The following is a 21,083-nucleotide window of genomic DNA, read 5'->3' on the forward strand; positions in this document are numbered from 1 at the left end:
CGGCGTGAGAATAAGGAGGGAGACCCTGAAAATATGTTCGAGACATGGCGCCTGTTCTGCCGGCCAGGGGCTGGACAGGTGGCTTCGAAGACGGCCCACCATGCGAAAGCTTTAGCCCACCATGAAGAGCAAGAAAAGAATACCAAGCGAAGCCGGGGCGCTCGCGGCGCCACTTTCTCTGGTCCAGCAGCTAGCCTGGAATGATCTGCCGCACCGTAGCGTTATCCTCTATCAGCTTTTTAAGGGCGACTGGTCGGACGAAGACAAAGCAAGCATTGCGGCGGCCCTGTTGAACTTGCTGCGTCAACCGGAGCTGCCGGATCGGGCCGCGCTCGTGTTGCTGCTGGCCGGGCTGGCCCGCGAGCGGTCAACGCTGTCGAGTGCGGCGGGTAGGACCAGCGCGCAAGAGAGCCTGCGCCGCGCCCTGTTACAGGGCCTGCCCCTCTATCTGGAGCTAGTGACAGCCAGCGAGCCTCAGCTGCGCCTGCATAGCCTCTATCTGAGTTCCTGGCTCCCCGAGGGGCGCAAGCAGCTGCTGCCCCTCCTTCTACGCCGCCTGGAAGAGGAAGAGGAGGCCCGCACCCGGGCCGCGCTGGCTTTCGCCCTGGCCCAGCTGGCTGGCGATCAGTCGTCTGTGCGCTCCCGCCTGTCAGCCCTGCTCAAGGCTCACGAGGCTCCCATCGTTCGCCTGGGGGCCGCCAGCGCGCTGACGCGCCTGCTGCGCGCCAAGGCTCCTCAGCGCGCTGCGCATCTGCTCGTCAGAGCAATCGCCAGTCCCCAGGCCATTGCTAGCGACTACGACGCCCTGCCCTGGGCGCGCAACAGTGTCGTCGCTGACAGCAGCGATCTGCTGCGCCTGCTGCCGCGCCGGCGCCTGCAATTCTCTCTGCCTGTGCTCTTAGAGGCTCTGGCCACTGCCAACTACTATGAGGCACTTAGCCTGGCCCGCACGCTGCTCTATGTGGGCTTCTCCAGTCAGCCGCCAGGTAGCTCGCTCCAGGCGACGACGCCAACCCAGCAGGCTATTCTCGCGGCGCTGCGCCTCAGCCTCAGCGCCTGGCAGGCCAGTGAGCTGCTAGGGGGCAGCACTAGCGAGACAGGCGCTCAGCTATCAGCCAGCTGAAGCTGAGCGGATCTCAGCCATGCTCTTTATCTTAATATGAGCGGCATGAGCTTCATCTGGATCAGGTCGGGTGTCCGGGTTAAGACTGGGGCCGGTGTTTGGGAGTTTGGTACTAATTTGCGCTGCTCCTGCGCGTGGCTAAATTGACACACATTGGTCTATGCAGGTAGACTCACAACCAGGTAAAACGTCAGCAGAGCAGCGAGGTTGATCACATATGCCGCAGTTTCGCCCGTTCCCGCCGTTCCAGGATGTTGGAGAGCCTGAGTCGGCGGGCGAGCAGGCACAAGGAGTGCACTTAGCAGGTTCGGCTTCAGGAGTACAGGCGCCATTCCAAACGCAGACTACAGCTACGCCCGGTGAGCAGGCTCCTCGTCAGTTTGCCCCTTTTGGGCTGCTTTCCTTGCCGGCGACCGGGCCGCTCTCCACCACATCCAGTCGCCCGCTCTCTCAAGGCCAGCTCGGTGCTTCCGGTGCCACTGCTCCTTTCACCACGGAGCCGCTGCGGCGGCAGCTGACGCCGACGACCGATCAATACCTGGCCATCTCCCCAGGCGCGGGACCTGAGTCGACAACCCTGCCAGCCCCACCGTCTGCTGTGGCCTCTCAACCACTGTCAACGTCGGTCCTGGTAGAAGGCCCAGGGATGACTGACCAGCTCGCTGAGTTGCCACGTCAGCCCCAGACCACCGGCAGTCTGGCTGATCTGCTCGCCGCTCTGCAAGCGACGCTGGAGCAGCCACGACGTATGGTGGTTATTCCCGCCGAGCGTCCCCGGCAGCCAGTGCAGGAGCCGGTGAATCCACGCCGCCTGAGCATCCGCCAGCGCCAGGGCATTATTCTTACGGTGCTGGTCATGGCGATCCTGGTGACGATGCTTACCCTCTCACCGCTGGCTGGCGGAAACGCCGTCCCTCTCCTCGGCGGGATCAGAGCATGGATTCAGAATCAGCAAACTGCCTGGCAGATTGCCGCTCACCAGCAACCCGTGGACGCCAACAACGGAGGAGGCACGCCGCTCTTCAATTTTAACCCGGCCAATCTGCCTTTCATGACCATTCCTAACAGCCCCTACGTCCTCGTCGCTCAGCAAGCCGCCCTCGACGCCGGCATCTCGCCTGTCTACTTCGTGCGCCAGATCAATGTTGAGAGCGGCTTCAACCCATACGCGGTCTCGCCCGCGGGCGCTGTGGGCATCGCTCAGTTTCTGCCCAGTACTGCCGCGGGCCTGGGCATTGATCCCTGGAATCCAGTTGAGGCCCTGCGCGGAGCCGCTCGCCTGATGGCCAGTTATGCCCGCAGCTACGGCGGCGACTACGCCAAAGCCCTGGCCGCCTACAACGCTGGCTCCGGTAACCTGCAAAACGCCCTGAACGCCTGTGGCGGCGCCTGGCTGAGCTGCATGCCAGCAGAGACCCAGAACTACGTCTACCGCATTATGGGCATCTGATCCGGCTATGCACACAGACCAGGCATAGCCCCGCTCCGAGCAGCTGGCAACGCCCACTGTTGCGTCGGGCCAACTCTTTTTATGCTCTAACTCTGCAACACTTCTTCCTTCACAATCCTCCGACTGCAACCACCTCGCAACGAACAGGGTCCGCTTCCTCTTAGCGGGAAGCGGACCCTTGTTCTTCACTCCAGCTCAACCGTCCGCCTGGATGCCAGAGGGCAAGACAATCAGACTGGATAGCGAGCGAGCTGCGCTCGCAGGACCAGGCCAGGCACTCCCAGGCTACTCTACCGTGACTGACTTCGCCAGGTTGCGCGGCTGATCAACGTTGCAGCCACGGGCAACCGCCGCATGATAGGCCAGGAGCTGGAGGGGGATCGCCGCCAGCACCGGGCTTAGCTCTTCCAGCGTCGGCGGTACGTAGAGCACCACATCGGCATGCTCACGAATGGCTTCGTCCCCCTCGGTGGCCACCGCGATTACACGTGCGTCCCGCGCACGAACCTGCTGCATATTGCTGACCACCTTTTCGTAGACGTGCGAGGCTGTGGCGATGGCTACCAGCGGCGTCTCGGGATCAAGCAGGGCAATGGAGCCATGTTTGAGTTCCCCAGCCGGGAAGCCCTCAGCGTGGATGTAGGAAACCTCCTTGAGCTTGAGAGCACCCTCCAGAGCCGTCGGATAGCCCACGCCACGCCCGATGAACATGACACTGTGGAGCGGAGCCAGCTCACGGGCCAGCGGCGCAATGGGATCGTCCGCTGCCGCAGCCCGGTCGAGAATTCGCTGAATTTGCATGGGCAGCTGCTCCAGGGCCTGCAAGACCTCGGCGGCTCGCTCGGGATGCAGGGTGCCTCGCTGGAGGCTAAGGAAGAGGCCAAGCAGGTAGAGCTGAGCCAGGGTGGCGATGAAAGTCTTGGTGGCCACGACGCAAATCTCTGGTCCTGCCTGGATATAGAGCACAGCGTCGGCCAGCCGCGTCACAGCACTGGCCACGACGTTGGTAATAGCGACAACCGGCGCCCCTTGCTCCCGTGCCTGACGCGTGCTGACGAGCACATCGGCAGTCTCTCCCGATTGAGTAACGGCGACGCACAGGGTGTCCGGCCCAACCAGAGGATCAGCGTAGCGGAACTCACCCGCCGTAATGACTTCAACGGGCAGGCGCGCCCAGCGCTCGATGACGTATTTCCCCACCAGGCCCGCATGATAGGAGGTACCGCAGGCGACAATGACTATGCGCCTGACCTTCTCCAAAGCCCCTGAGCGCTGGAGCGCCTCCAACTCGGGCAGGTAGAGTTGACCAGCCCGCACGCGCCCTAGCAGCGAGCGCGTGAAGGCCTCTGGTTGCTCATAAATCTCTTTGAGCATGAAGTGGGGATAGCCACCTTTCTCGGCAGCTTCGGCATCCCATTCGACGGTCGTGGGAGCACGCTCGACAAAGGTGCCATCCAGACGTTGGATGGTGAGGCCCTCGGGCCGCAGCGCCACTAGCTCCCCTTCGTCAATGATGACGACGCGCCGCGTATACTTGAGGAAGGCGGCAATATCGGAGGCCAGGAAGTGCTCACGCTCGCCCAGACCCACTACCAGGAAGGGGCCGTTGTAGCGCGCCCCAACCAGGAGCTGGGGCTGCTCGCGACAGAGGACGGCAATGGCGTAGGAGCCGCGCACGGGCTGCAGCGCCAGACGCACGGCCTCCAGCAGATCACCCTGCGCTTCGCCTCGATAGGCGCGCTCGACGAGATGAGCCAGCACCTCAGTGTCGGTCTCGGAGCGGAAGCTGTGGCCTTCCTGTTCCAGACGCTGGCGCAATTCGGCATAGTTCTCGATAATGCCGTTATGCACCACGGTGATCAGCCCATCGCAGTCGGCATGCGGGTGGGCGTTCGTATCGCTGGGGCGCCCGTGGGTGGCCCAGCGGGTATGGCCGATCCCCAGTGAACCGGGGGCCGGACGGGCCCCATTCTCGACCGCTGCCGCCAGATTAGCCAGCTTGCCTGCGCGGCGACAGACCTGCACTTCGCCACTGGCAGTCAGAACAGCGATGCCGGTAGAGTCATAGCCCCGATATTCAAGTCGACGTAGCCCGTCAAGCAAAATGGAAGTAACATCGGTGCCAGCGGCACCGACGTAGCCAATAATCCCGCACATGAGGCAGGGTATCCTTTCCGTCTGTGATGTGGTATAGAGAGAACAGGTTTGCCCCAGGCTGTCGTCGAAAGTCCGTCCCCGGTGCCTGGACGATGCTTTCTTCCGCCCGGAATAGCCCTGTTTCAGCTATATCACTGAGAGCGTTTTGTCCTGGCCGTTACCAGCCAGTTTTGTGCGCTCCCTTCACAGGGAAGTGATCTCCCCTGGGGGCTCCCCGCTGATTGTCCGAACAGCCCCCACCTCGTCAGCCGTGGCCCCTCCTGCAGCCCGGCCCTTGCGCTACTCACTGAGACGATCAAAGCACCGGTTGGTAGTTTTAAGTATACCAGATCGGATAACCTCTATAGGAGCAACGCGCCAGACAGCTTTTTTAACCGGTCGCTCTCGATCCATCGGTCAGGAGCACAGGGCTGGTGCCCTGTGCCGCTGGGCACCAGCCGCCCCGGGAAGCGGCAGCAGCGTCCCTATGCTCCGGGGCGATCGCGGTAGCGGTTGGTAATCGGTAGGCGACGATCGCGCCCAAAAGCGCGTGGTGTTATCTTCACCCCCGGCGGAGCTTGACGGCGCTTGTACTCGCTCCGATCGACAAGCTGCATGACGCGCTCGACCAGGGCCGGGTCGAAGCCCATCGCCACCATCTCCTCGAAGCTGCGATCTTCCTCAGCATAAGCCTGGAGAATAGGATCAAGCAGCTCATAGGGTGGCAGGCTATCGGTATCCTTCTGGCCCGGGCGCAGCTCGGCTGAGGGCGCTTTCTCCAGAACCGCCTGCGGAATGACTGGGCGCTCGCCCAAGGAGTTACGATAGCGGCTCAGCTCGTATACCAGGGTTTTGGGCACATCCTTGAGAACGGCGAAGCCGCCAGCCATATCGCCGTAGAGAGTGCTGTAACCAGTGGCCATCTCCGACTTGTTGCCTGTGGTTAGCACAATCGGCCCCAGTTTGTTGGAGATGGTCATCAGAATGTTGCCGCGAATACGCGCCTGCAGATTCTCGGCGGCCAGGCCGTGGTCGCCTTCGCCCAGGGCCGGCGCCATGACGCGCAACGAGGTGCGGAAGATCTCTTCAATGGGGACGGTGATCAGCTGGATGCCAAGATTTTCCGCCAGTTGCCGGGCATCGGTCTTGCTCCCCTCAGAGGAGTAGGCTGAAGGCATAGAGACCCCGAGGACATTCTCGGGTCCCAAAGCATCGGCAGCGATGACCGCCGTCAGGGAAGAGTCAATGCCCCCCGAAAGTCCCACGATCGCTTTGCTGAAACCGGTCTTGCGCACATAGTCGCGCGTGCCCAAGACGAGCGCCGCATAGATCTCTGCCAGTCGCTCCAGGGCCGGCTCGATACGCTGGCCGGTGCCGAGCAGCGGGCACCCATCCAGGGTTGGTGGAGGCGTGATCTCAGACGAGACGACAATCACGGGTACTTCTTCGGGACGCAGCTCCAGTCGTTCCTGGCGCCGGCGGGGATCGTGCAGCCGCGAGCGGAAGACTGAGGCGACGTCGAGATCAACCACCAGAAGATCCTCTTCAAATTGTTTGGCGCGGGCAATCAGTCGGCCCTGTTCATTGAACACCATGCTGCCGCCATCAAAAACAAGCTCGTCCTGCCCACCGACGAGGTTCAGGTAGGCTACAATGAGGCCGTTGTCGGCGGCCCGCGTTGCCAGCATCTGCTCACGGAAATGGCGCTTGCCGGCATGATAGGGCGAACCATTGATATTGATAATCACCTCGGCACCAGCATGAGCCTGCAGGGTTAAAGGACCAGTCGGATACCAGATATCCTCACAGATCGTAATGCCAACATGGACGCCATTAATCAGGAAGAGCGGCGCCGCCCGTCCGGCCTGGAAGTAGCGGTACTCGTCGAAGACGCCGTAGTTCGGTAGATAGTGTTTATGGTAGATGCCGTAGAGGCGCCCATCGCCTATGACTGCTGCCGCGTTGTAGATGTCCTCGTCACGATCGACATAGCCGATGACTGCTGTCAGGCCGGGCAGCTCCTGGCTACGCTCGATGAGCCACTGCAGGCGGCGCAGGTTCGCAGAAACGAAGCCCGGCTTGAGAAGCAGGTCCTCGGGCGGGTAGCCAGTAAGCGCTAGCTCCGGTGTGCAGACAATGTGCGCACCTGCCTGATGCGCCTCACGCATCGCCGTCCAGATTTTCTCGGCGTTACCGTCGAGGTCGCCGACCGTGACGTTGATCTGCGCTAGCGCAATACGCAGGGGTACGATATGCATGGGAAGGCTCCCTTCCTTGCCAGCGCTGCGACTGCGATTGCCACTGCGCTCGCAGATAACGCCGGCGACTGGCAGAGTGGCAAAATTTTTACCATAATATTACAACTGACTCAGCGTTGGGAGGTTCGTTCCCCTTGATGGATCTGGTAGCCTATCTTGTGCTGGACGTGCCCTTTATCCTGGTGGTCTACCTGGCCGTGCTGCTCTTCACCCGGCCCGGACGCGTGCCGACGCTGGCGGCGCTGCTAGGCGGCCTCGGGATGGCAGTGATCAATATGCTGGCCGATCTCCTGGCCTATTATGTCCATTTGTGGCATTATACGCTTCCTGGCCTGGTCCTCCATCTGCCTCTGCCTTTCTATATTCCTGATATCTTTGTCTACGGTGGCATTGGCTATCTGGCCATCTGGCTGCTCTGGCATCGCCGTTCCTGGCACTGGGTGGCGGTCGCCCTCCTGGTAGCCACGCCTCTGGTGCGCGCGCTCTTCGATTACGCCCGCGCGGCGACGGCCAGCGGCTACATTGTGTGGGACAGCCCCTTAGCGGGCATCTTTGATCTCCTTCAGTATCTGGTCGCTTTCTATCTGGGCTACCTGCTCTTCACGCTCTGCGTGCGCACCTACCTCAGCCATCGCCAGTAAGACCGCCAGAGCGAAGACAGGAACAAAGCCAAGCTTATCAGACAGACGGGCTGCGGCTAGAGCAGCCCAAGAGAAATCAGGTGACGAAAAGAAGACATTCCTCAATAGAGAAAAAAGACCAGATGATCTCTGGTACTATCTGGCAGGACAGGGGCAGGCAGAGCAGCAGATAACGAGCAAATAGACAGATTAATACTATGGCGAGAGGGCAAGCGATGGACACCCTCGCCTTCGCCGGGTGTGGTGTTTGTCGCACGCTGTCAGCAGGCTCTCCGCTCCGACTACGCCCGCCCAGCGGATAGAGAGGAGAGGAACCAGGCACCGCCAGACCAGGAAGCGCGACGAGAGGCAAGGCGAGTCGCCTTTCCCTCTGCTCATACCTGGCTGACCTGCGAATCGGAACAGAGAACCTGGCGGACCATCAAGCCAGCACAATCATCGTCGTGGTAGCCTGGTTCCTACCCAGACGAGCAAGAGCAAGACCGCCAGCATTGCCGTACGGCGGATCGTCTGCACCCAGCGCTCTTCCGCTCGCGGGTCACCACCGCCGAGGTGAAGACGGCGTACCAGGCTATGAAGCGGCGTTCTCCCCCTGGCTTGCAGGCCTGACCCCGCGTCACTGACGGCCTCCGACGGCCATGCCCGCTCCTGATGCTGAGGACTCACCCGATCCGGCTGGACCGCTAACTCGGCGGCTTCCTCAATTTCAGGCGGGCGCATGGCGCGCAGCTGATCCGCCAGGCCCAGGAAAAACTGCTGGATGAGCATTTTGGTTGTGCCGCGCAACACGGGCGCGGGCAAGAGACCAGCCCTCCCTACCTGTAAGACTCCCTGGTAGGAGACAACGGTATTGTGCTCGCGCCGCAGCAGACGCACCCAACCCTCTCCCCGCACCGGGCCGTGGCGGCTCTCACCTTCGACGGCGATGCGATAGCAGCGAGGATAGTCTTGATCAGAGATGGTGACCATCCCTTCATAACTGCCTCGCAGCGGGGCATGCCTGACAGCGAGCCTGATGGCATAGCGATTCTCGCCCAGGGCCTCCAGGTGCTCCACTCCTGGCAGAGCCTGGCGGAGAATCTGTTGATCCATCAGGCATTTCCATACTTCTTCAGGAGTTGCCTGGAGTGTGTATGCTCCCTCAACGTCCATAGGATAATTCCTTAAAGATCAATAATTGCCGCCCTCATTATAGAAGAGGAGGTCCTCACTGACAAGCGGATCGGGGATCTTTGTGAAAATTCTTGCCTCCTCTTCCCATCTGCTTTCACGGCCTGCCCGGCAGGCAAGGGTTGGTCACACGCTCAACCCCATCTGCAGCACCTCATTGCGTGCCGCGCCCCCTTGCCAGCACCAGCTATCCTCTCCTATACTAGAATGGATAAGTATCGGAAGCACACACTGCGTTCTCGCTCATAAACTGAGGAGTGCCGGGAAGTCTGGTCGGCCCTGGCACTCCTCTTTTCTTTGCGCGCTGTCTTGCTATTCCGCTCAACGCAGGACTAGCTTTCCCTGCTCTGCTTCCTGCCGCTGCCTCCACGCCACGCCCACAACGCCTGCGCTGGCTGAGGCGAGCGGATCCGGCCCAGTTCAGCACGGCTAGGCCGGGCCGGAGCGGAGGGGAGCCGAGCGAGCCAGGCGCGCATCGAGACGGGCACGCTTGCCCTTCGTCTGAAGAAAGGGGGCCGCTTTAGATGCCGATTCCGCTGGTGGAGAGCTACCTTATCCTCTTCTTGCTGATTGCCCTGGCGACCATCCTGCTCACACGCTGGATCGCCGTTCCCTATACCCTGGGTCTGGTCATCGTCGGGCTGCTCTTAAGTGCGCTCCATCTGCTTCCGCCCTTGCAGCTTGACCCTGAGCTGGTGCTCTTCGTCTTCCTGCCAGCCTTGCTCTTTGAGGGAGCCTGGTCACTGAACTGGCAGCTGCTCAAGAGTGAGTGGCGCAGTATCTTCTTCCTTGCCGGCCCGGGGCTGCTTCTCTCACTCTGTCTGATCGCAGCCCTGCTCCACTGGCTGGAAGGACTTGACTGGGGAGTCGCTTTCCTGCTGGCAGCCATTCTATCACCTACCGATCCGGTGGCCGTGTTGAGCCTCTTCCGCCAGCTCCAACTCGACGAGCGTCTCTCGGTGATTATCGAGGGCGAAAGCCTTTTCAACGACGGCGTGGCGGGCGCGCTCTACCAGGTTTTCCTGGCCGTCGTCCTGCTGGCCTCTTCAGGGGAGTCAAGCCTGTCTGCTGCGGGCCTGCCGCTGCCCCTGATGGGATCGCTGCTCTTCTTGCTAGAGGGCGGGGGCGCCATCGTCCTGGGCCTCGTCGGCGGCTGGCTGCTCTCTCAACTGCTCCGCCACATCGACGACGCCCTGAGCGAGATCAGCCTCACGATCCTCGCCGCCTACGGCCTCTACCTGCTGGCGGACCGCCTCCACCTCTCGGCCATCATTACGGTGATCGTGGCCGGTCTGCTCCTCGGCAATTATGGCCGCCGCATCGGCATGTCCCTCACCACACGCACCGCGGTCGACACTTTTTGGAGCGTCGTGGCCTTCATTGCCAACGCCCTGCTTTTCCTGCTGATCGGTGTCCAGCTGAATCCGCTGGCACTGCCACCGCTGCCAGGGGGCACTCTGGCCAGCCTGCTGAGCGCAGCCTTTGCCATCGGCGTGGTGCTGCTGGCACGCCTGTTGCTCGTTCTGCTGCTGGCTGCGCGCTCCTGGCTAACCATTGCCGGACGCAAGGGCATGCTTCCTTTCGCCTGGCAACTGGTAATTTTCTGGGGGGGACTGCGCGGCGCGCTCTCGCTCGCTCTGGCCCTGGCACTGCCGCTGACGCTGCCGCAGCGTCCTCTCATCCTGGCCTCTACTGGTGCGGTTGTGCTCTTCACGCTGCTCGTCCAGGGACTCAGTATGCGCTGGCTCCTGCTCGGGCTCCCCTCTTTGCGTGATCACCAGGCCCACACCAACCCTGATGTTGATGCAGAACAGCGACCGCCGGCAGCCCCTGACAGGCCGGGAACTGAGCAGGCCGCAGAAGATCTCTAAGCATCTTTTCCTGGCCCCTCGTTTCCCAGCGACGAGCACAGCTCAGAAAGGGCCTACTCGCTCCAGCATCATGCCACGCTCTCTAACGAAGCGGGCAGACAAGGTAGAGCGCCGCACCAGACGCCAGACTCGCCGGTGTCTTTCAGCATTTCATTTCACTACAGGCTTACTGGACAGCAACGGTAAAGGAGAGACGTAGAATATACTGCGGGCAGAGTTGATGTGGTTGACAGAGCGCGCGGGCAGTAAAGACGACTTCGCTCTGGCCACTGCCCTGAGCTACATAGCGCCAGACGCAGGCGCGAGCCTCTTGAGAGGCATACCCCGCTGGCTGCTGCAGCTCCAGCACCCCCTGAGAGCCAGCCGGCGTCTCCCAGCGCTGGCCAAAGGGCAGCTCAAAGACTACCAGCGTGCCCTGGCGCACCCTGATTGTCTGGCCGTTCTGTGTGCTCTTCACCAGCACCGCCTGCGCTGGCAATGGCGTATTGACAACCGCATCGCTAGGACAGCCATGACTGGTGCCGTAGCCTTTGACAGTCGTAGCCGTTGGTGTAGATACACTTTTCGTCGGCGAGGCAGTCGCTTGACTGGCCGCACCGGTCGTTGAGGCATTAGTGCCACAGGCACTCAGTCCCATCAGCAGCGCCACTAAGGCTGGAACAATGACAAACCACCATGATCTACAACGAATACCATAAACCTTGCTACGACGCATACACAATCTCCTTACGCCCAACAATTTCTTCATTGCTCAGCTCACCAGGGCAGTTCCGCGGAGGCTGCTGCCTTCATGGGAAGAACGTTGAAAGTCGTCAGAAAGTTCCTCTGGCCAGAGCAGGGTCAGAGGTTTGCGTCTTTCGGGGGCTGGCCAGTCCATTGGCCATTAAGGGAGCCAGTGGCGGAGAAGTTCAGAGGGAGGTTTTGCATCGTGAAGGCTCTCACGACCGTGACTGGCAGCGGCCTGGCGTGGCCAGCATCACCAGTAACTCCTCGGCTTCGCTTAGGAAGCGCCGCGCCGGCAATACCTGATGTACCAGACCAAGGCGGAAAGCCTCATTTGCCTTAAGCGTCTCGCCGGTCAAGATGAGGCGCATGGTGGCCTGATAGCCGATCAGAGAGGGAAAGTAAGCGGCAGCTACTGGCGGGAAAACTCCCAGAGTCACTTCGGGTAAGCCAAAGACAGCGTCCTCGCGCGCAATGACCGTATCGCAGAGGGCCGCTAACTCGCAGCCGCCGCCGAGAGCGTAACCTTTGACCAGGGCTACCGTCGGGATTCCTCGGCTCCGCAGCTCTTCAAAAGCCGCGCAATTGTCGTAGACCGCGCGCAGCATCTCTCGCTCACGCCCATCGAGATGATCACGTATGTCCACCCCCGCACTAAATGCCCGCTCGCCCGCGCTCGTGATGACGAGCAGGCGCGGCGGCTTCTGCGCAGCAGCTCGCAAAGCATGCGTGATCTCATCCAGCGTGGCAATCGTCAAGATATTGAGCGGAGGGCGATCGAGAATAAGCCAGAGCACGCCATCGCGCTCCCGCAAATGAATCTCCGCCATAGTCTTTCCCTGCTTACTGGCATCTGCCGAAAAAAAGACGCCGGGCCGAAGCTGAGGAATATTGTAGCACCTCAGAACCGCCAGCGTAAAGCGACAGAGTTGGGGAGAGCACGACCACCACTGCAGAGCAGGCAAGGACCTTACGCCAAGCCAGACTGCCGTCGTCGCGCGCCGTGCTCTCCCCACAGCGGGCAGATCCGATTACATCGCTGAGCTAGGTCGTTGATAGAGGCTGGTTATCTGGCATGGCAATAGAGATCCGGTGCTCAGCGTCCTGTAAAATGCTTCTCCTGGCGCTTCTCGATGTAGGCAGCCAGCCCTTCCTTCGCATCCTCGCTCTGGAAACAGAGCTGCTGCAGCTCCCGCTCCAGAGCCAGGCCCTCAGCCAGCGCGACCTCCGCACCCGATTGCACAGCCCGCTTGATGCGCCCGACCGTGCGTGAGGCGCTATTAGGTGGACAGAAGCGCCTGGCGTAGGCCATGACCTGCTCCCAGTAGTTCTCAGACTCATAGATATAATTGACCAAGCCAAGCTCCTGGGCTTCCTCAAAGCTGATCAGCTTGCCCTCGGTCATTAACTCGATGGCCTTGTTCTTCGGCAAAGCCCGCGCCATGCGCTGCGTTCCACCAGTGCCAGGCAGGACGCCGAGCGAGACCTCCGGCAGGCCAATCTTGCCGGCATTGCGCCGCGCAATGCGGATATCGCAGGCCAGAGCAATCTCCAGACCACCGCCGACGGTGTGGCCGTTGAGAGCCGCAATCACGAGCTTGGGCGTTTGCTCCAGCCGCAGCAGGGTCTCATTGGCGTGGAGGCAGAAATAGTACTTGTAGGTCGGTGAGACCGAGTTGAGCATGCTGATGTCTGCCCCGGCGCAGAAGAAGCGCTCGCCTGCACCGCGCAAGACCAGCACATGGACGTTCTCATCAAAGCGCGCCTGCAGGACCGCCTCATCAAGCTGGCGCATCATCTCATAGCTGTAGGTATTGGCCGGCGGATTCGTCAGCTCGATGATGGCCACCCCATCGCTCACACTATAGTTGACTAGCGTCCGCTCGCGCTCTGTCGTCGTTGTCATCGCAGCTCTTCCTTTCTACTCCTCAGACGAAGTCAGCTTCGCCTTCGCATCTTCAAGGACATCATCGCCTTTGATGTACTCAAATGGTGTATGGCACCTGTTACAATAATATTGCGCTGTCAACAGCTGCTGGCCGAAGAGAGAGAACAACTCTGTCTCTGTCGAGCCACAGAAAGGGCAGCGCGGTCGCTCGCCACGGGGCAAGGGTTCCTCAACATGTGCCCACCTGGAACCAGTCTCCTCGCTCATGGCTGCTCCTCCTCCGTCGCCTCCTGGCCGGCGGGACGCAGGCGGCGGCTCCCGGCCTCCCAGCGTTCCCAGGGAAGTGCCTCCCCCGGCAGCCAGCGCTTGCTCTCGGGATCGAAACGGGCAGGCATCTCAATGGCCAGGCTTTCTAGTAGAGGCATCACTCGCTGGAGGTAGCGGCTGCGCAGCTCCGCCGGTGGAGCATCGATGAAACCTTCACGATAGAGCTGGCTCATCACCGGGTCATCATCGGGACCGAACCAGCAGAGCGTTTCCTGCCACAGCCGTTGCAGCGAGGAGACCAGGGCCTGGCGCACCGCGCCTCCGGCCTTCGCCAGACGCCGCACCCAGCCCTCAGCATGCGTGCGGTGCACCTGTTCCTCCTGCACAATTTTGCGGGCACGTTGCCGCAATGGCTCGTAGGCCGAGTGCTGCGCGGCCTCGAAAAAGGTCGTCAGCGCTCCATCGAGCAGGAAATTCGTGGCCACAAAATCGGACCAGCTGGCAAATTCGCTATCGAGAAAGGCCAGATGATAGCGCAACGTCCGCGTTTCGGGAGCCACCTGGCGAGGGTCAGCAGCGGCCTGAGCGAAATCTTCCAGCAGCGGATAGAGCGTGCGCGCGTGGCCGATTTCATCCTGAGTCATGGCGGCGGCGGCCACCGCCGCCTCCAGGGCGGGCGCTCCATTGGCCCAGTAGGCATAGCGCCGTCCTATTGCCTGCTTATTGTCCGCCAGCGAGGCCAGCACCGCGAAGAGCGCCGCGTTATCAATGCGTGCAGCAGCAGTACCAGTCATAGCACCAAGCTCACTTTACCTTGCAGTCGAGGAGGAAGCCACAACCGCCTCCGATAGCGCGGCGCGGCCATCCAATCCTCTCAGCCCTTTTCAGATTTACCCCAGACCTCGCTGAAGCGACGCCGGCTCCTCTCTCCAGGCCGAGGGGTCCCTCCAGCGAGCCAGGCAGCCCGAGCGGCTCAGGGAGCAATCACGGTCACAATGCAATCGCGCGGCACCAGCACCATTTCGATCCAGGTAAACTCGTCGTAGATGCTGCGTGCATAGACCCGAGCCAGCTCGACATCGTCGGCCACTACGTTGCCGATCTCGTGCAGCGGCTCATCGTACCTGCGCCGCGCATAGACATGCCAGACGCGCCGCTCATTGAGGGCCTCTCGTCGGGGCCGGTCCGTGCCGAGGCCGGCTTCCGCCCCAGCACCAGCTGGGGCTTGCGGATCACTCTTCAGGCTCTTCATGCTCTTCATGCCGAGATCCCCCAGCTACGCATCAGCTCGATGCCTTCCTCGCTCAACCGCTCCTTGCTCCACACGGGGTCCCAGACCACCTCAATGCGCACTGCGCGCACCCCCGGCTCACGCAAGAGGCGCTCCCGAATATCATCCATAATGAAGTCCATAGCGGGACAGCCCAGAGCCGTGAAGGTCAGCTTCACGTTGACGACGCCGTCGCGCTGTTTCAGGTCAACGATCAGCCCCATGTCGACGACGCTAATCGGGATCTCGGGATCGGTCACCTCGCGCAGGGCATCCCAGAGGGCCGGACAACTGGGATCATCGGCAGGATGCGTACGCAGCGATGGATAGACCGCCGTCATGGCTCTTACTCCTGCTCCAAAAGACGTAGCATCTCGCGCTTGCCGCGCTGGATCAGACCGACAAACTCCTCGTTAGCCGGGCCGCGCGCTTTCCAGCGCTTGAGCACGTCGTCCCAGCTGCAGGGGCCTTCCTCTAATAGCCAGCGCTTGGCTTTGGCATCGAAATGGGCCGGGAAGGGGCAGTCCAGGACATACTTCTGCTGCTCTGGATCGTAGTGCGCGGGCACCTTCAGCTGTAGCTCTTCACAGAGCGGCACCGCCGTCGACATCCAGATCTGGCGCAACTCGTCGTTGGTGTGCCCTTTGAAACCGTACTCCAGCTGCTCGCTGTGCTTCTTCAGATCGTCGGGCAGGCCAAACCATTCGACGGTTAGCAGAAACATCCAGTCGACGGCCCGCTGCAGTTGCTCGTGACCTTCTGGCGTAGCATTGAGACGCCGCATCCACTGCTCGCCGTGACGCAGATGAAAGGTCTCCTCCTTGTCTACTTTCACCAGCGCCCGCTTCCACGGCCCGAAGGTGGTGCTGTGATAGATGTCGCTGAGTAATACATAGCCAGCCCGGTCGTAGAAGGCATTGGCGACAATCAGCTCTACCCAGTTATCAAGCGGCACATCAAAGGCATAGGGGTACTTGAACTGGCGCGGATCACGCTCAAAAATGAGCTGCTCGGTGTCAACGCCGAGGTCGCGCAGCAGGCGATAGGCAATGTGCGCGTGCCCTAGCTCGTCCTGGATGATGGCCACAGCAGAGCCAAAGGCGTTCAAAGTGGGGGCATGCACGGCAGCATGATAATAGGCCGGGGCACTGATCAGCTCGGTATCGGCAGAGACCGTCAGGATGCGCTTGATCCCTTCCAGATAGAGCGGACTCATGTGCTCCAGCGATTCGACGAGCTGCTGCCTGCGGATACGATTCAAAAGAGCTTCTTCGCTCTGCAAGGCTGGTGCGACCATAGCTGTTGCTCCTTGCTCTTGGAACGAAACCTTTCCCGGCCCCCTCGTTGCGCCTCACCTTCTGCCCGCTAACCCACGCCTCTCACCTCCAGAACCCGCCTGCCCGCCCAACTCACTGGCGGCCTGGGCAATCAGCCCGGCCAGCGAGTGGCAAGGTCGCCGCTGGCTCTTCCCCAAGGGTAGCCAGGGTTTACTTCCAGCCATATATCCATATGGACATATCAAATTGTACGCTGAGGGCCACCGAAAGTCAAGATGGCGCTGGCAGCGACAAATCACTTACCGCAGCTCAGGAAAGTGGCAGCAGGTCACCTATCAGCTCTTCGCGGCTCAGCGGGCCGATGGCGGCCACCGTCAGTGGCTGCAATGGGGAGAATTCCTGCAGTACGCGCATGACCTGCTCGGCGGTCACGGAGTCGATGGCCTCCTTGACTTCGTGAGGTGTACGCAGGCGGCGCTCATACCACCACGAGCGAGCATTAGCGCTCATGCGTGCGCCAGAGCCTTCGCTGCGCATAATGTGCTCGCTCTTAAGCTGCACGCGAGCGCGCTCTAGCTCATCCTCGGTCAGACCTTCCTCGCGCAGGCGCCGCAGCTCGTTCAGAATAACCGCCAGGCATTCATGCCCCTGCTCGGGGGTAGTGCCAGCATAGATACGTAAGGACCCTATGGCCTTATTGCTGCTCAGGCCCGCCGACACGCTGTAGACCAGACCGCGTTTTTCGCGTACTTCGACAAAGAGCCGCGAGGCCATATTGCCACCGAGGGCCTCGCCGATGATCTGCGCTGCATAATAGTCGGGATGGGTGTAGTTCGGGAAAGGCACCATCAGCCCCAGGTGCTCCTGCTTTCCCTCCTGATGTTCAAGGACGACGGTGTTAGAGGGACGCGGATGCTGTTCCGGCGAAGGGCTGGCGGCCCCTTGCCAGTCGCTAAAGAGCCGCTCGATCTTGGCCACCACCCGCTCCCAGTCGAAATTGCCGGCGATCGAGAGCAGGGCATTATTGGGGCGATAGCGTTCCTGCCAGAAGGCGACCAGGTCCTCCTGCTGGAGTGCGCGCACATCCTCCGCAGTTCCGTAAATCGGGCGTCCCAGGGCACTGCCGGCGTAGAAGTGCAAGCGGGCCAGATCAAAGATGCGACTCATTGGCTCGTCGTCGCGTCGCCGAATCTCTTGCAGGATAATATTGCGCATCCGCTCTAACTCGTCACGGGGGAAGGTTGGCATCAGCAGTACTTCATGGAAGAGATCCAGTGTGGCATCGAGCCTGGTATTGACAATCTGGGCCCAGACCTGCGTTGTCTCCAGCGATGTGCTTGTTCCTTTACGTGCGCCTAGCGATTCGAAGGCCTCATTCAGCGTGCGAGCATCCTTCTCCTTCGTCCCCTGAAATAGCATATATTCGAACAGGTGAGCCAGTCCGTTCTTATCCTCTGGCTCGTGGATTACGGCCGCATCGAGCTGAAAGCCAAAGGTCACTGACCGCAGGCTAGGCATATACTGCCCGATCATCTCCAAGCCATTGGGCAGGCGATGATAGAAAAAGTCTGGTGGCAACTGCAGACCCTGTTGACTATCCATAGAGAAGCGACTTTCCTTTCCGATTTCCCAGGCTAGCTTTAGGGGAGCCAGTGATTCATCTGCGATGATTGCTTACACTACAGCCAGTATATCATAACGGGCCTGCACCGTTGCTCGACGCGCCTGGCACTGGCCCTGCCTGCCTCTCATCGAGCTGATGCCGGGCGCTCTTTGCCTTGACCTCCATCTGCCCAGAGGAGAGCGCCAGCCAGGAGGGTCATGGATCACAGCAAGAGGGCAGAACAGGCCCCTCAGTTCCCTTGCTGGGGCTTGCACGCCGGGTCGGTCCTGCCCTGTTACCTTCTCTCAGTGGCCATCGGATCCTTAATGGGGGAGGGGAGAATGCGCCTCGGGCAGCGGTCTGGTGGCACCGTGCTCGTAGAGCACCAGCAGGTACCAGCCAAGTGTTGCCAGCAGTGGCAGCAGACTCAGCCCAGCGGCTGCTGGCTCAATGGTCAGCACCCCGCTCATGCGCATATGCGGCAGGCAAATGAGCTGGTTGAAGTGCAGCAGGGGGCGCTCGGTAAGATCCTGCCATTCCCAGCAGGGACCAGGTAGGCTGCCTTCGCCTTCTTCGACACGCCGTTCATGAACACGACTCCAGCGATAGAGGGGACCATGCAGGCCGATGAGGATGCCGTCGCGACTCCACAGCTGAGGTTCGAAGATGGCCAGTTCTTCACCGCGCTCATCGTCCTGACGAATCGCCACTTGAGGCAGCCAGAGGCCGCGGCGCTCAAAGCAGAAACGTCCCTCGGCCACCTCAGCCAGGGCCGTGGTGCCTGCGAGCCGCTGGAAGCTGATGAGCGCCAGCGTCTCCTCTCCCGCCTGCAGCCGATAGCTGCGGAGAGTTCCCTCGCGCCAGTGCAAGGGGAGATCAGCGCAATCACGAATCGCACGCATAAGCCACTCCTTTCTTGCCTTCATGAGCCTGGACGCCCCACGCTTGCTATTCAGGTAGGTTCCCCCGCAATCCCCTGCTACCATCGCTGGTAGTAGCAGCAAGAACGCATTGCCTTCGAACAGGCCGGGACCGGGACGCCGCACTTCTGCCCCCGAGCCGCGTGCTATAATCTTTGCCAGGGCGACCTGAGATGAAGTGTCCCCTTAGTGCGCGACAAGGAGGCCAGCGTGGATTTCTCCCTGACAGAGGAGCAGAAGCTGATTCAGCAGACCGTGCGCCAGTTTGTTGAGCGTGAACTGATGCCGCTGGAGCATGAGGTCCTGCGCAATGAAGGGCGCTATCCGACGGGAATCGAGCCAGAGCGTTACCGGGCTTTGCAGCTCAAGGCTAAGGAGCTGGGTTTCTGGGGCATCAACACGCCGGAGGAGTATGGCGGCGCTAACCTGGGATCGGTGATGACCGCTCTCATCCAGATGGAGCTGGGACGCACCATCGTGCCTTTCAGCTTCGGCGGCAGCGTCGACAATATTCTTTTGCACTATAGCAACGAGAAGCAGAAGCAAGAATACGTGATCCCGGTGATCGAGGGGAAACGCATCTCTTGTTTTGCTCTCACCGAGCCGGGAGCCGGGTCTGATCCCTCGGCGATCCGTACGACCGCCGTCAAAGACGGCAACCACTGGGTGATCAACGGCCAGAAGGTCTTCATTACTCACGGCAATGAGGCTGACTTCGCTATGGTCTTCGCCGTCACCGACCGCGAGAAGCCCCCTCAGCGGGGCGGCGTGACCTGCTTTCTGGTGGACCGCGCGATGGGCTGGACCTCACGCCCCATTCCCACAATGGGCGGCTGGTCGCCCGCCGAGCTGTTCTTCGATAACGTGCACGTGCCCGAGGATCATGTGTTGGGCGAGGTCGGCCAGGGCTTCTCATTAGGCATGCAATGGATCGGTCAGGGGCGCTGGCTGATCGCCGCACGCGCCGTCGGAACCGCTGAGCGCCTGCTGCAGATGGCCATCGATTACGCCCGCCAGCGCGTCACCTTCGGCAAGCCCATCGCCGAGCGCCAGGCTATCCAGTGGATGCTGGCCGATTCGGCGGTGGAGATTCAGGCCACGAAGTGGCTGACGCTGCATGCCGCCTGGAAAGCCGATCAGAAACAGGATAACCGCTACGAGGCCAGCCTCGCCAAGCTCTACGGCTCGAATATGGTTAACCGCGTGGTCGATCGCGCGCTTCAGATTCATGGCGGCATGGGCTACACCAAGGAGTTACCGATTGAGCGCTGGTATCGCGACGTGCGCGTGACGCGCATCTATGAGGGCACGGACGAGATTCAACACTATATTATCGCCCGCGCACTGCTGAAGGGCTACGTCCACCTCGGCACCTGGGACTAGCTTCTCCAGGCTGCCACGGTCAGAGTTGTGGCCAGGTCCAGAAGGGGAGATCAGTCTGCCAGGCAGCATCAGCACGAGCAGGCTGATCCCTCTTTCTATTTATCCATCAGATGTGCCTTTAAGGCTCTCAGTCTCCAAAGTAGTCAATATCTATCTTTTTCAAGATATAGCGTGTCTCTTCAGTTACGCCTACACCGTGGTCGATCATCAATTGCGCCATCTGCTCGCCATCGATTAAGACAATGCTCAGATTATCAACGCTACGAGCATACCCCTGGGCGTCGTTAGAGAAGGTACCAGTCGTCATAAAGATCCCCTTACGGGCTTTCTTGCCCATCAAGGCCCCCGCAAAGGCCTGGACCTCGGGCCTGCCGACGGTCCCCTGCCAACGCTTAGCCTGAACATAAATGCGATCCAATCCCAGGCGATCCTCATAAATGACGCCATCGACTCCACCATCGCCAGTACCACCCAGGGCCTGGGCTGCCTCCTTGCGCGAGCCGCCGTAGCCCATGGCCAGCAATAAATCCAAAACTAACCGTTCAAAGAAACTCGGTGTACCCTTTCTGACGCGCTCAAGCAGCTCCTGAGCCAGTTCGCGCTTGAGTGTCTGATAGGTTGTCTCTAACAGCTCCTGGGGAGTCTGGCCGGAGCGATCGAGCGCCTCTTGCGCCGCAGCTGGCGGCTGTCCATTATGGGCTGAGGAAGCCTGGAACTGCAGGAACTCAGGAAAGCGTTTCAAGTAGGCCACATCCAGCGTGGGTGGTCGCTCCTCCAACACCCTCCTGCCGCGCTCTGTAATGCGGAAGCGCCCGCGACCTGCACTGGCGAGCAACTGCGCTTTTTGCAGATAGGTACGGGCCCAGGAAAGACGATTCCAGAACTTGGCCTGTTTGCCACTGGGAAGCGGCTCATTGCGCTCGGCCTCACTGAGACCGAAGCGCCGGGCCACAATCTCGGCCACTTCGGTCAGCACATGTTCCTGACCATCGCTAGCCAGCTCCAGCAAAGGCCAGAAGAACTCTTGAAAATTGGGAACCGGCATAATCTTTCTCAGCACGACAGAATTGTCAGAGCGCTACCATTATAGCACAGTTTGTACA

Annotated in this window: 19 protein-coding genes; 5 read left to right on the top strand and 14 right to left on the bottom strand. The window is 60.8% G+C overall.

What is annotated here, in order from left to right:
* Positions 1 to 121: 121 nt before the first annotated feature.
* Complete coding sequence (locus A4R35_RS12415) at positions 122 to 1,123, top strand: hypothetical protein (protein WP_112429813.1); 1,002 nt, start codon at positions 122 to 124, stop codon at positions 1,121 to 1,123.
* 217 nt (positions 1,124 to 1,340) lie between these two features.
* Complete coding sequence (locus A4R35_RS12420) at positions 1,341 to 2,573, top strand: lytic transglycosylase domain-containing protein (RefSeq protein WP_112429815.1); 1,233 nt, start codon at positions 1,341 to 1,343, stop codon at positions 2,571 to 2,573.
* 285 nt (positions 2,574 to 2,858) lie between these two features.
* On the opposite strand, the gene glmS is transcribed toward A4R35_RS12420, so the two are convergent.
* Together glmS and A4R35_RS12430 are read right to left on the bottom strand one after the other, a co-directional pair.
* Positions 2,859 to 4,730, bottom strand: a complete 1,872-nt coding sequence (glmS, locus tag A4R35_RS12425; protein WP_112429817.1) for a glutamine--fructose-6-phosphate transaminase (isomerizing) — start codon at positions 4,728 to 4,730, stop codon at positions 2,859 to 2,861.
* A gap of 464 nt (positions 4,731 to 5,194) precedes the next feature.
* On the bottom strand, positions 5,195 to 6,967 hold the full coding sequence (locus A4R35_RS12430; RefSeq protein ID WP_223258312.1) for an NAD+ synthase: 1,773 nt from the start codon (positions 6,965 to 6,967) through the stop codon (positions 5,195 to 5,197).
* A 137-nt stretch (positions 6,968 to 7,104) separates the two neighbouring features.
* Between A4R35_RS12430 and A4R35_RS12435 the strand changes: the two genes are divergently transcribed.
* On the top strand, positions 7,105 to 7,608 hold the full coding sequence (locus tag A4R35_RS12435) for a hypothetical protein (RefSeq protein ID WP_112429819.1): 504 nt from the start codon (positions 7,105 to 7,107) through the stop codon (positions 7,606 to 7,608).
* Positions 7,609 to 8,043: 435 nt separating this feature from the next.
* Here A4R35_RS12435 and A4R35_RS12440 read toward each other — a convergent pair whose 3' ends face one another.
* Positions 8,044 to 8,760 carry a CoxG family protein gene (locus A4R35_RS12440; RefSeq protein ID WP_112429821.1) on the bottom strand — a complete coding sequence of 239 codons (717 nt, stop codon included), beginning with the start codon at positions 8,758 to 8,760 and terminating at the stop codon, positions 8,044 to 8,046.
* 542 nt (positions 8,761 to 9,302) lie between these two features.
* Between A4R35_RS12440 and A4R35_RS12445 the strand changes: the two genes are divergently transcribed.
* Positions 9,303 to 10,649 carry a cation:proton antiporter gene (locus A4R35_RS12445; protein WP_112429823.1) on the top strand — a complete coding sequence of 449 codons (1,347 nt, stop codon included), beginning with the start codon at positions 9,303 to 9,305 and terminating at the stop codon, positions 10,647 to 10,649.
* Between the two features lie 166 nt (positions 10,650 to 10,815).
* Here A4R35_RS12445 and A4R35_RS12450 read toward each other — a convergent pair whose 3' ends face one another.
* From A4R35_RS12450 to A4R35_RS12495, 10 genes are all read right to left on the bottom strand, one after another.
* Positions 10,816 to 11,364: a hypothetical protein gene (locus A4R35_RS12450; RefSeq protein ID WP_112429825.1), complete on the bottom strand. Its 549-nt coding sequence runs from the start codon at positions 11,362 to 11,364 to the stop codon at positions 10,816 to 10,818.
* Between the two features lie 223 nt (positions 11,365 to 11,587).
* Positions 11,588 to 12,202 carry an enoyl-CoA hydratase/isomerase family protein gene (locus tag A4R35_RS12455; RefSeq protein ID WP_112429827.1) on the bottom strand — a complete coding sequence of 205 codons (615 nt, stop codon included), beginning with the start codon at positions 12,200 to 12,202 and terminating at the stop codon, positions 11,588 to 11,590.
* A gap of 266 nt (positions 12,203 to 12,468) precedes the next feature.
* Positions 12,469 to 13,278, bottom strand: coding sequence for an enoyl-CoA hydratase/isomerase family protein (locus tag A4R35_RS12460; protein ID WP_112429829.1), 810 nt, complete (start codon positions 13,276 to 13,278; stop codon positions 12,469 to 12,471).
* A gap of 15 nt (positions 13,279 to 13,293) precedes the next feature.
* Positions 13,294 to 13,527, bottom strand: coding sequence for a PaaD-like zinc ribbon domain-containing protein (locus A4R35_RS12465; protein ID WP_223258313.1), 234 nt, complete (start codon positions 13,525 to 13,527; stop codon positions 13,294 to 13,296).
* Positions 13,524 to 14,321 (bottom strand): Phenylacetic acid catabolic protein, encoded by a 798-nt coding sequence (locus tag A4R35_RS12470; RefSeq protein ID WP_112429831.1) that lies wholly within the window; start codon positions 14,319 to 14,321, stop codon positions 13,524 to 13,526. The genes A4R35_RS12465 and A4R35_RS12470 overlap by 4 nt, the downstream gene beginning before the upstream one ends.
* A gap of 179 nt (positions 14,322 to 14,500) precedes the next feature.
* On the bottom strand, positions 14,501 to 14,788 hold the full coding sequence (locus A4R35_RS12475; RefSeq protein WP_112429833.1) for a hypothetical protein: 288 nt from the start codon (positions 14,786 to 14,788) through the stop codon (positions 14,501 to 14,503).
* Positions 14,785 to 15,138 (bottom strand): metal-sulfur cluster assembly factor, encoded by a 354-nt coding sequence (locus tag A4R35_RS12480; RefSeq protein ID WP_112429835.1) that lies wholly within the window; start codon positions 15,136 to 15,138, stop codon positions 14,785 to 14,787. Before A4R35_RS12480 ends, A4R35_RS12475 begins: the two co-directional genes overlap by 4 nt.
* A 5-nt stretch (positions 15,139 to 15,143) precedes the next feature.
* A complete protein-coding gene (locus A4R35_RS12485) occupies positions 15,144 to 16,094 on the bottom strand; it encodes a Phenylacetic acid catabolic protein (protein ID WP_112429837.1) in 951 nt (316 codons plus the stop codon).
* A 289-nt stretch (positions 16,095 to 16,383) separates the two neighbouring features.
* Positions 16,384 to 17,676 carry a M16 family metallopeptidase gene (locus A4R35_RS12490; RefSeq protein ID WP_112429839.1) on the bottom strand — a complete coding sequence of 431 codons (1,293 nt, stop codon included), beginning with the start codon at positions 17,674 to 17,676 and terminating at the stop codon, positions 16,384 to 16,386.
* Positions 17,677 to 18,000: 324 nt separating this feature from the next.
* Positions 18,001 to 18,579, bottom strand: coding sequence for a hypothetical protein (locus A4R35_RS12495; RefSeq protein ID WP_112429841.1), 579 nt, complete (start codon positions 18,577 to 18,579; stop codon positions 18,001 to 18,003).
* 228 nt (positions 18,580 to 18,807) lie between these two features.
* Between A4R35_RS12495 and A4R35_RS12500 the strand changes: the two genes are divergently transcribed.
* Positions 18,808 to 19,980 carry an acyl-CoA dehydrogenase family protein gene (locus A4R35_RS12500; protein ID WP_112429843.1) on the top strand — a complete coding sequence of 391 codons (1,173 nt, stop codon included), beginning with the start codon at positions 18,808 to 18,810 and terminating at the stop codon, positions 19,978 to 19,980.
* Between the two features lie 127 nt (positions 19,981 to 20,107).
* Here A4R35_RS12500 and A4R35_RS12505 read toward each other — a convergent pair whose 3' ends face one another.
* On the bottom strand, positions 20,108 to 21,025 hold the full coding sequence (locus A4R35_RS12505) for a restriction endonuclease (protein WP_112429845.1): 918 nt from the start codon (positions 21,023 to 21,025) through the stop codon (positions 20,108 to 20,110).
* Positions 21,026 to 21,083: the final 58 nt, after the last annotated feature.

The organism is Thermogemmatispora tikiterensis (assembly GCF_003268475.1).
In the GTDB taxonomy this organism is placed as follows: domain Bacteria; phylum Chloroflexota; class Ktedonobacteria; order Ktedonobacterales; family Ktedonobacteraceae; genus Thermogemmatispora; species Thermogemmatispora tikiterensis.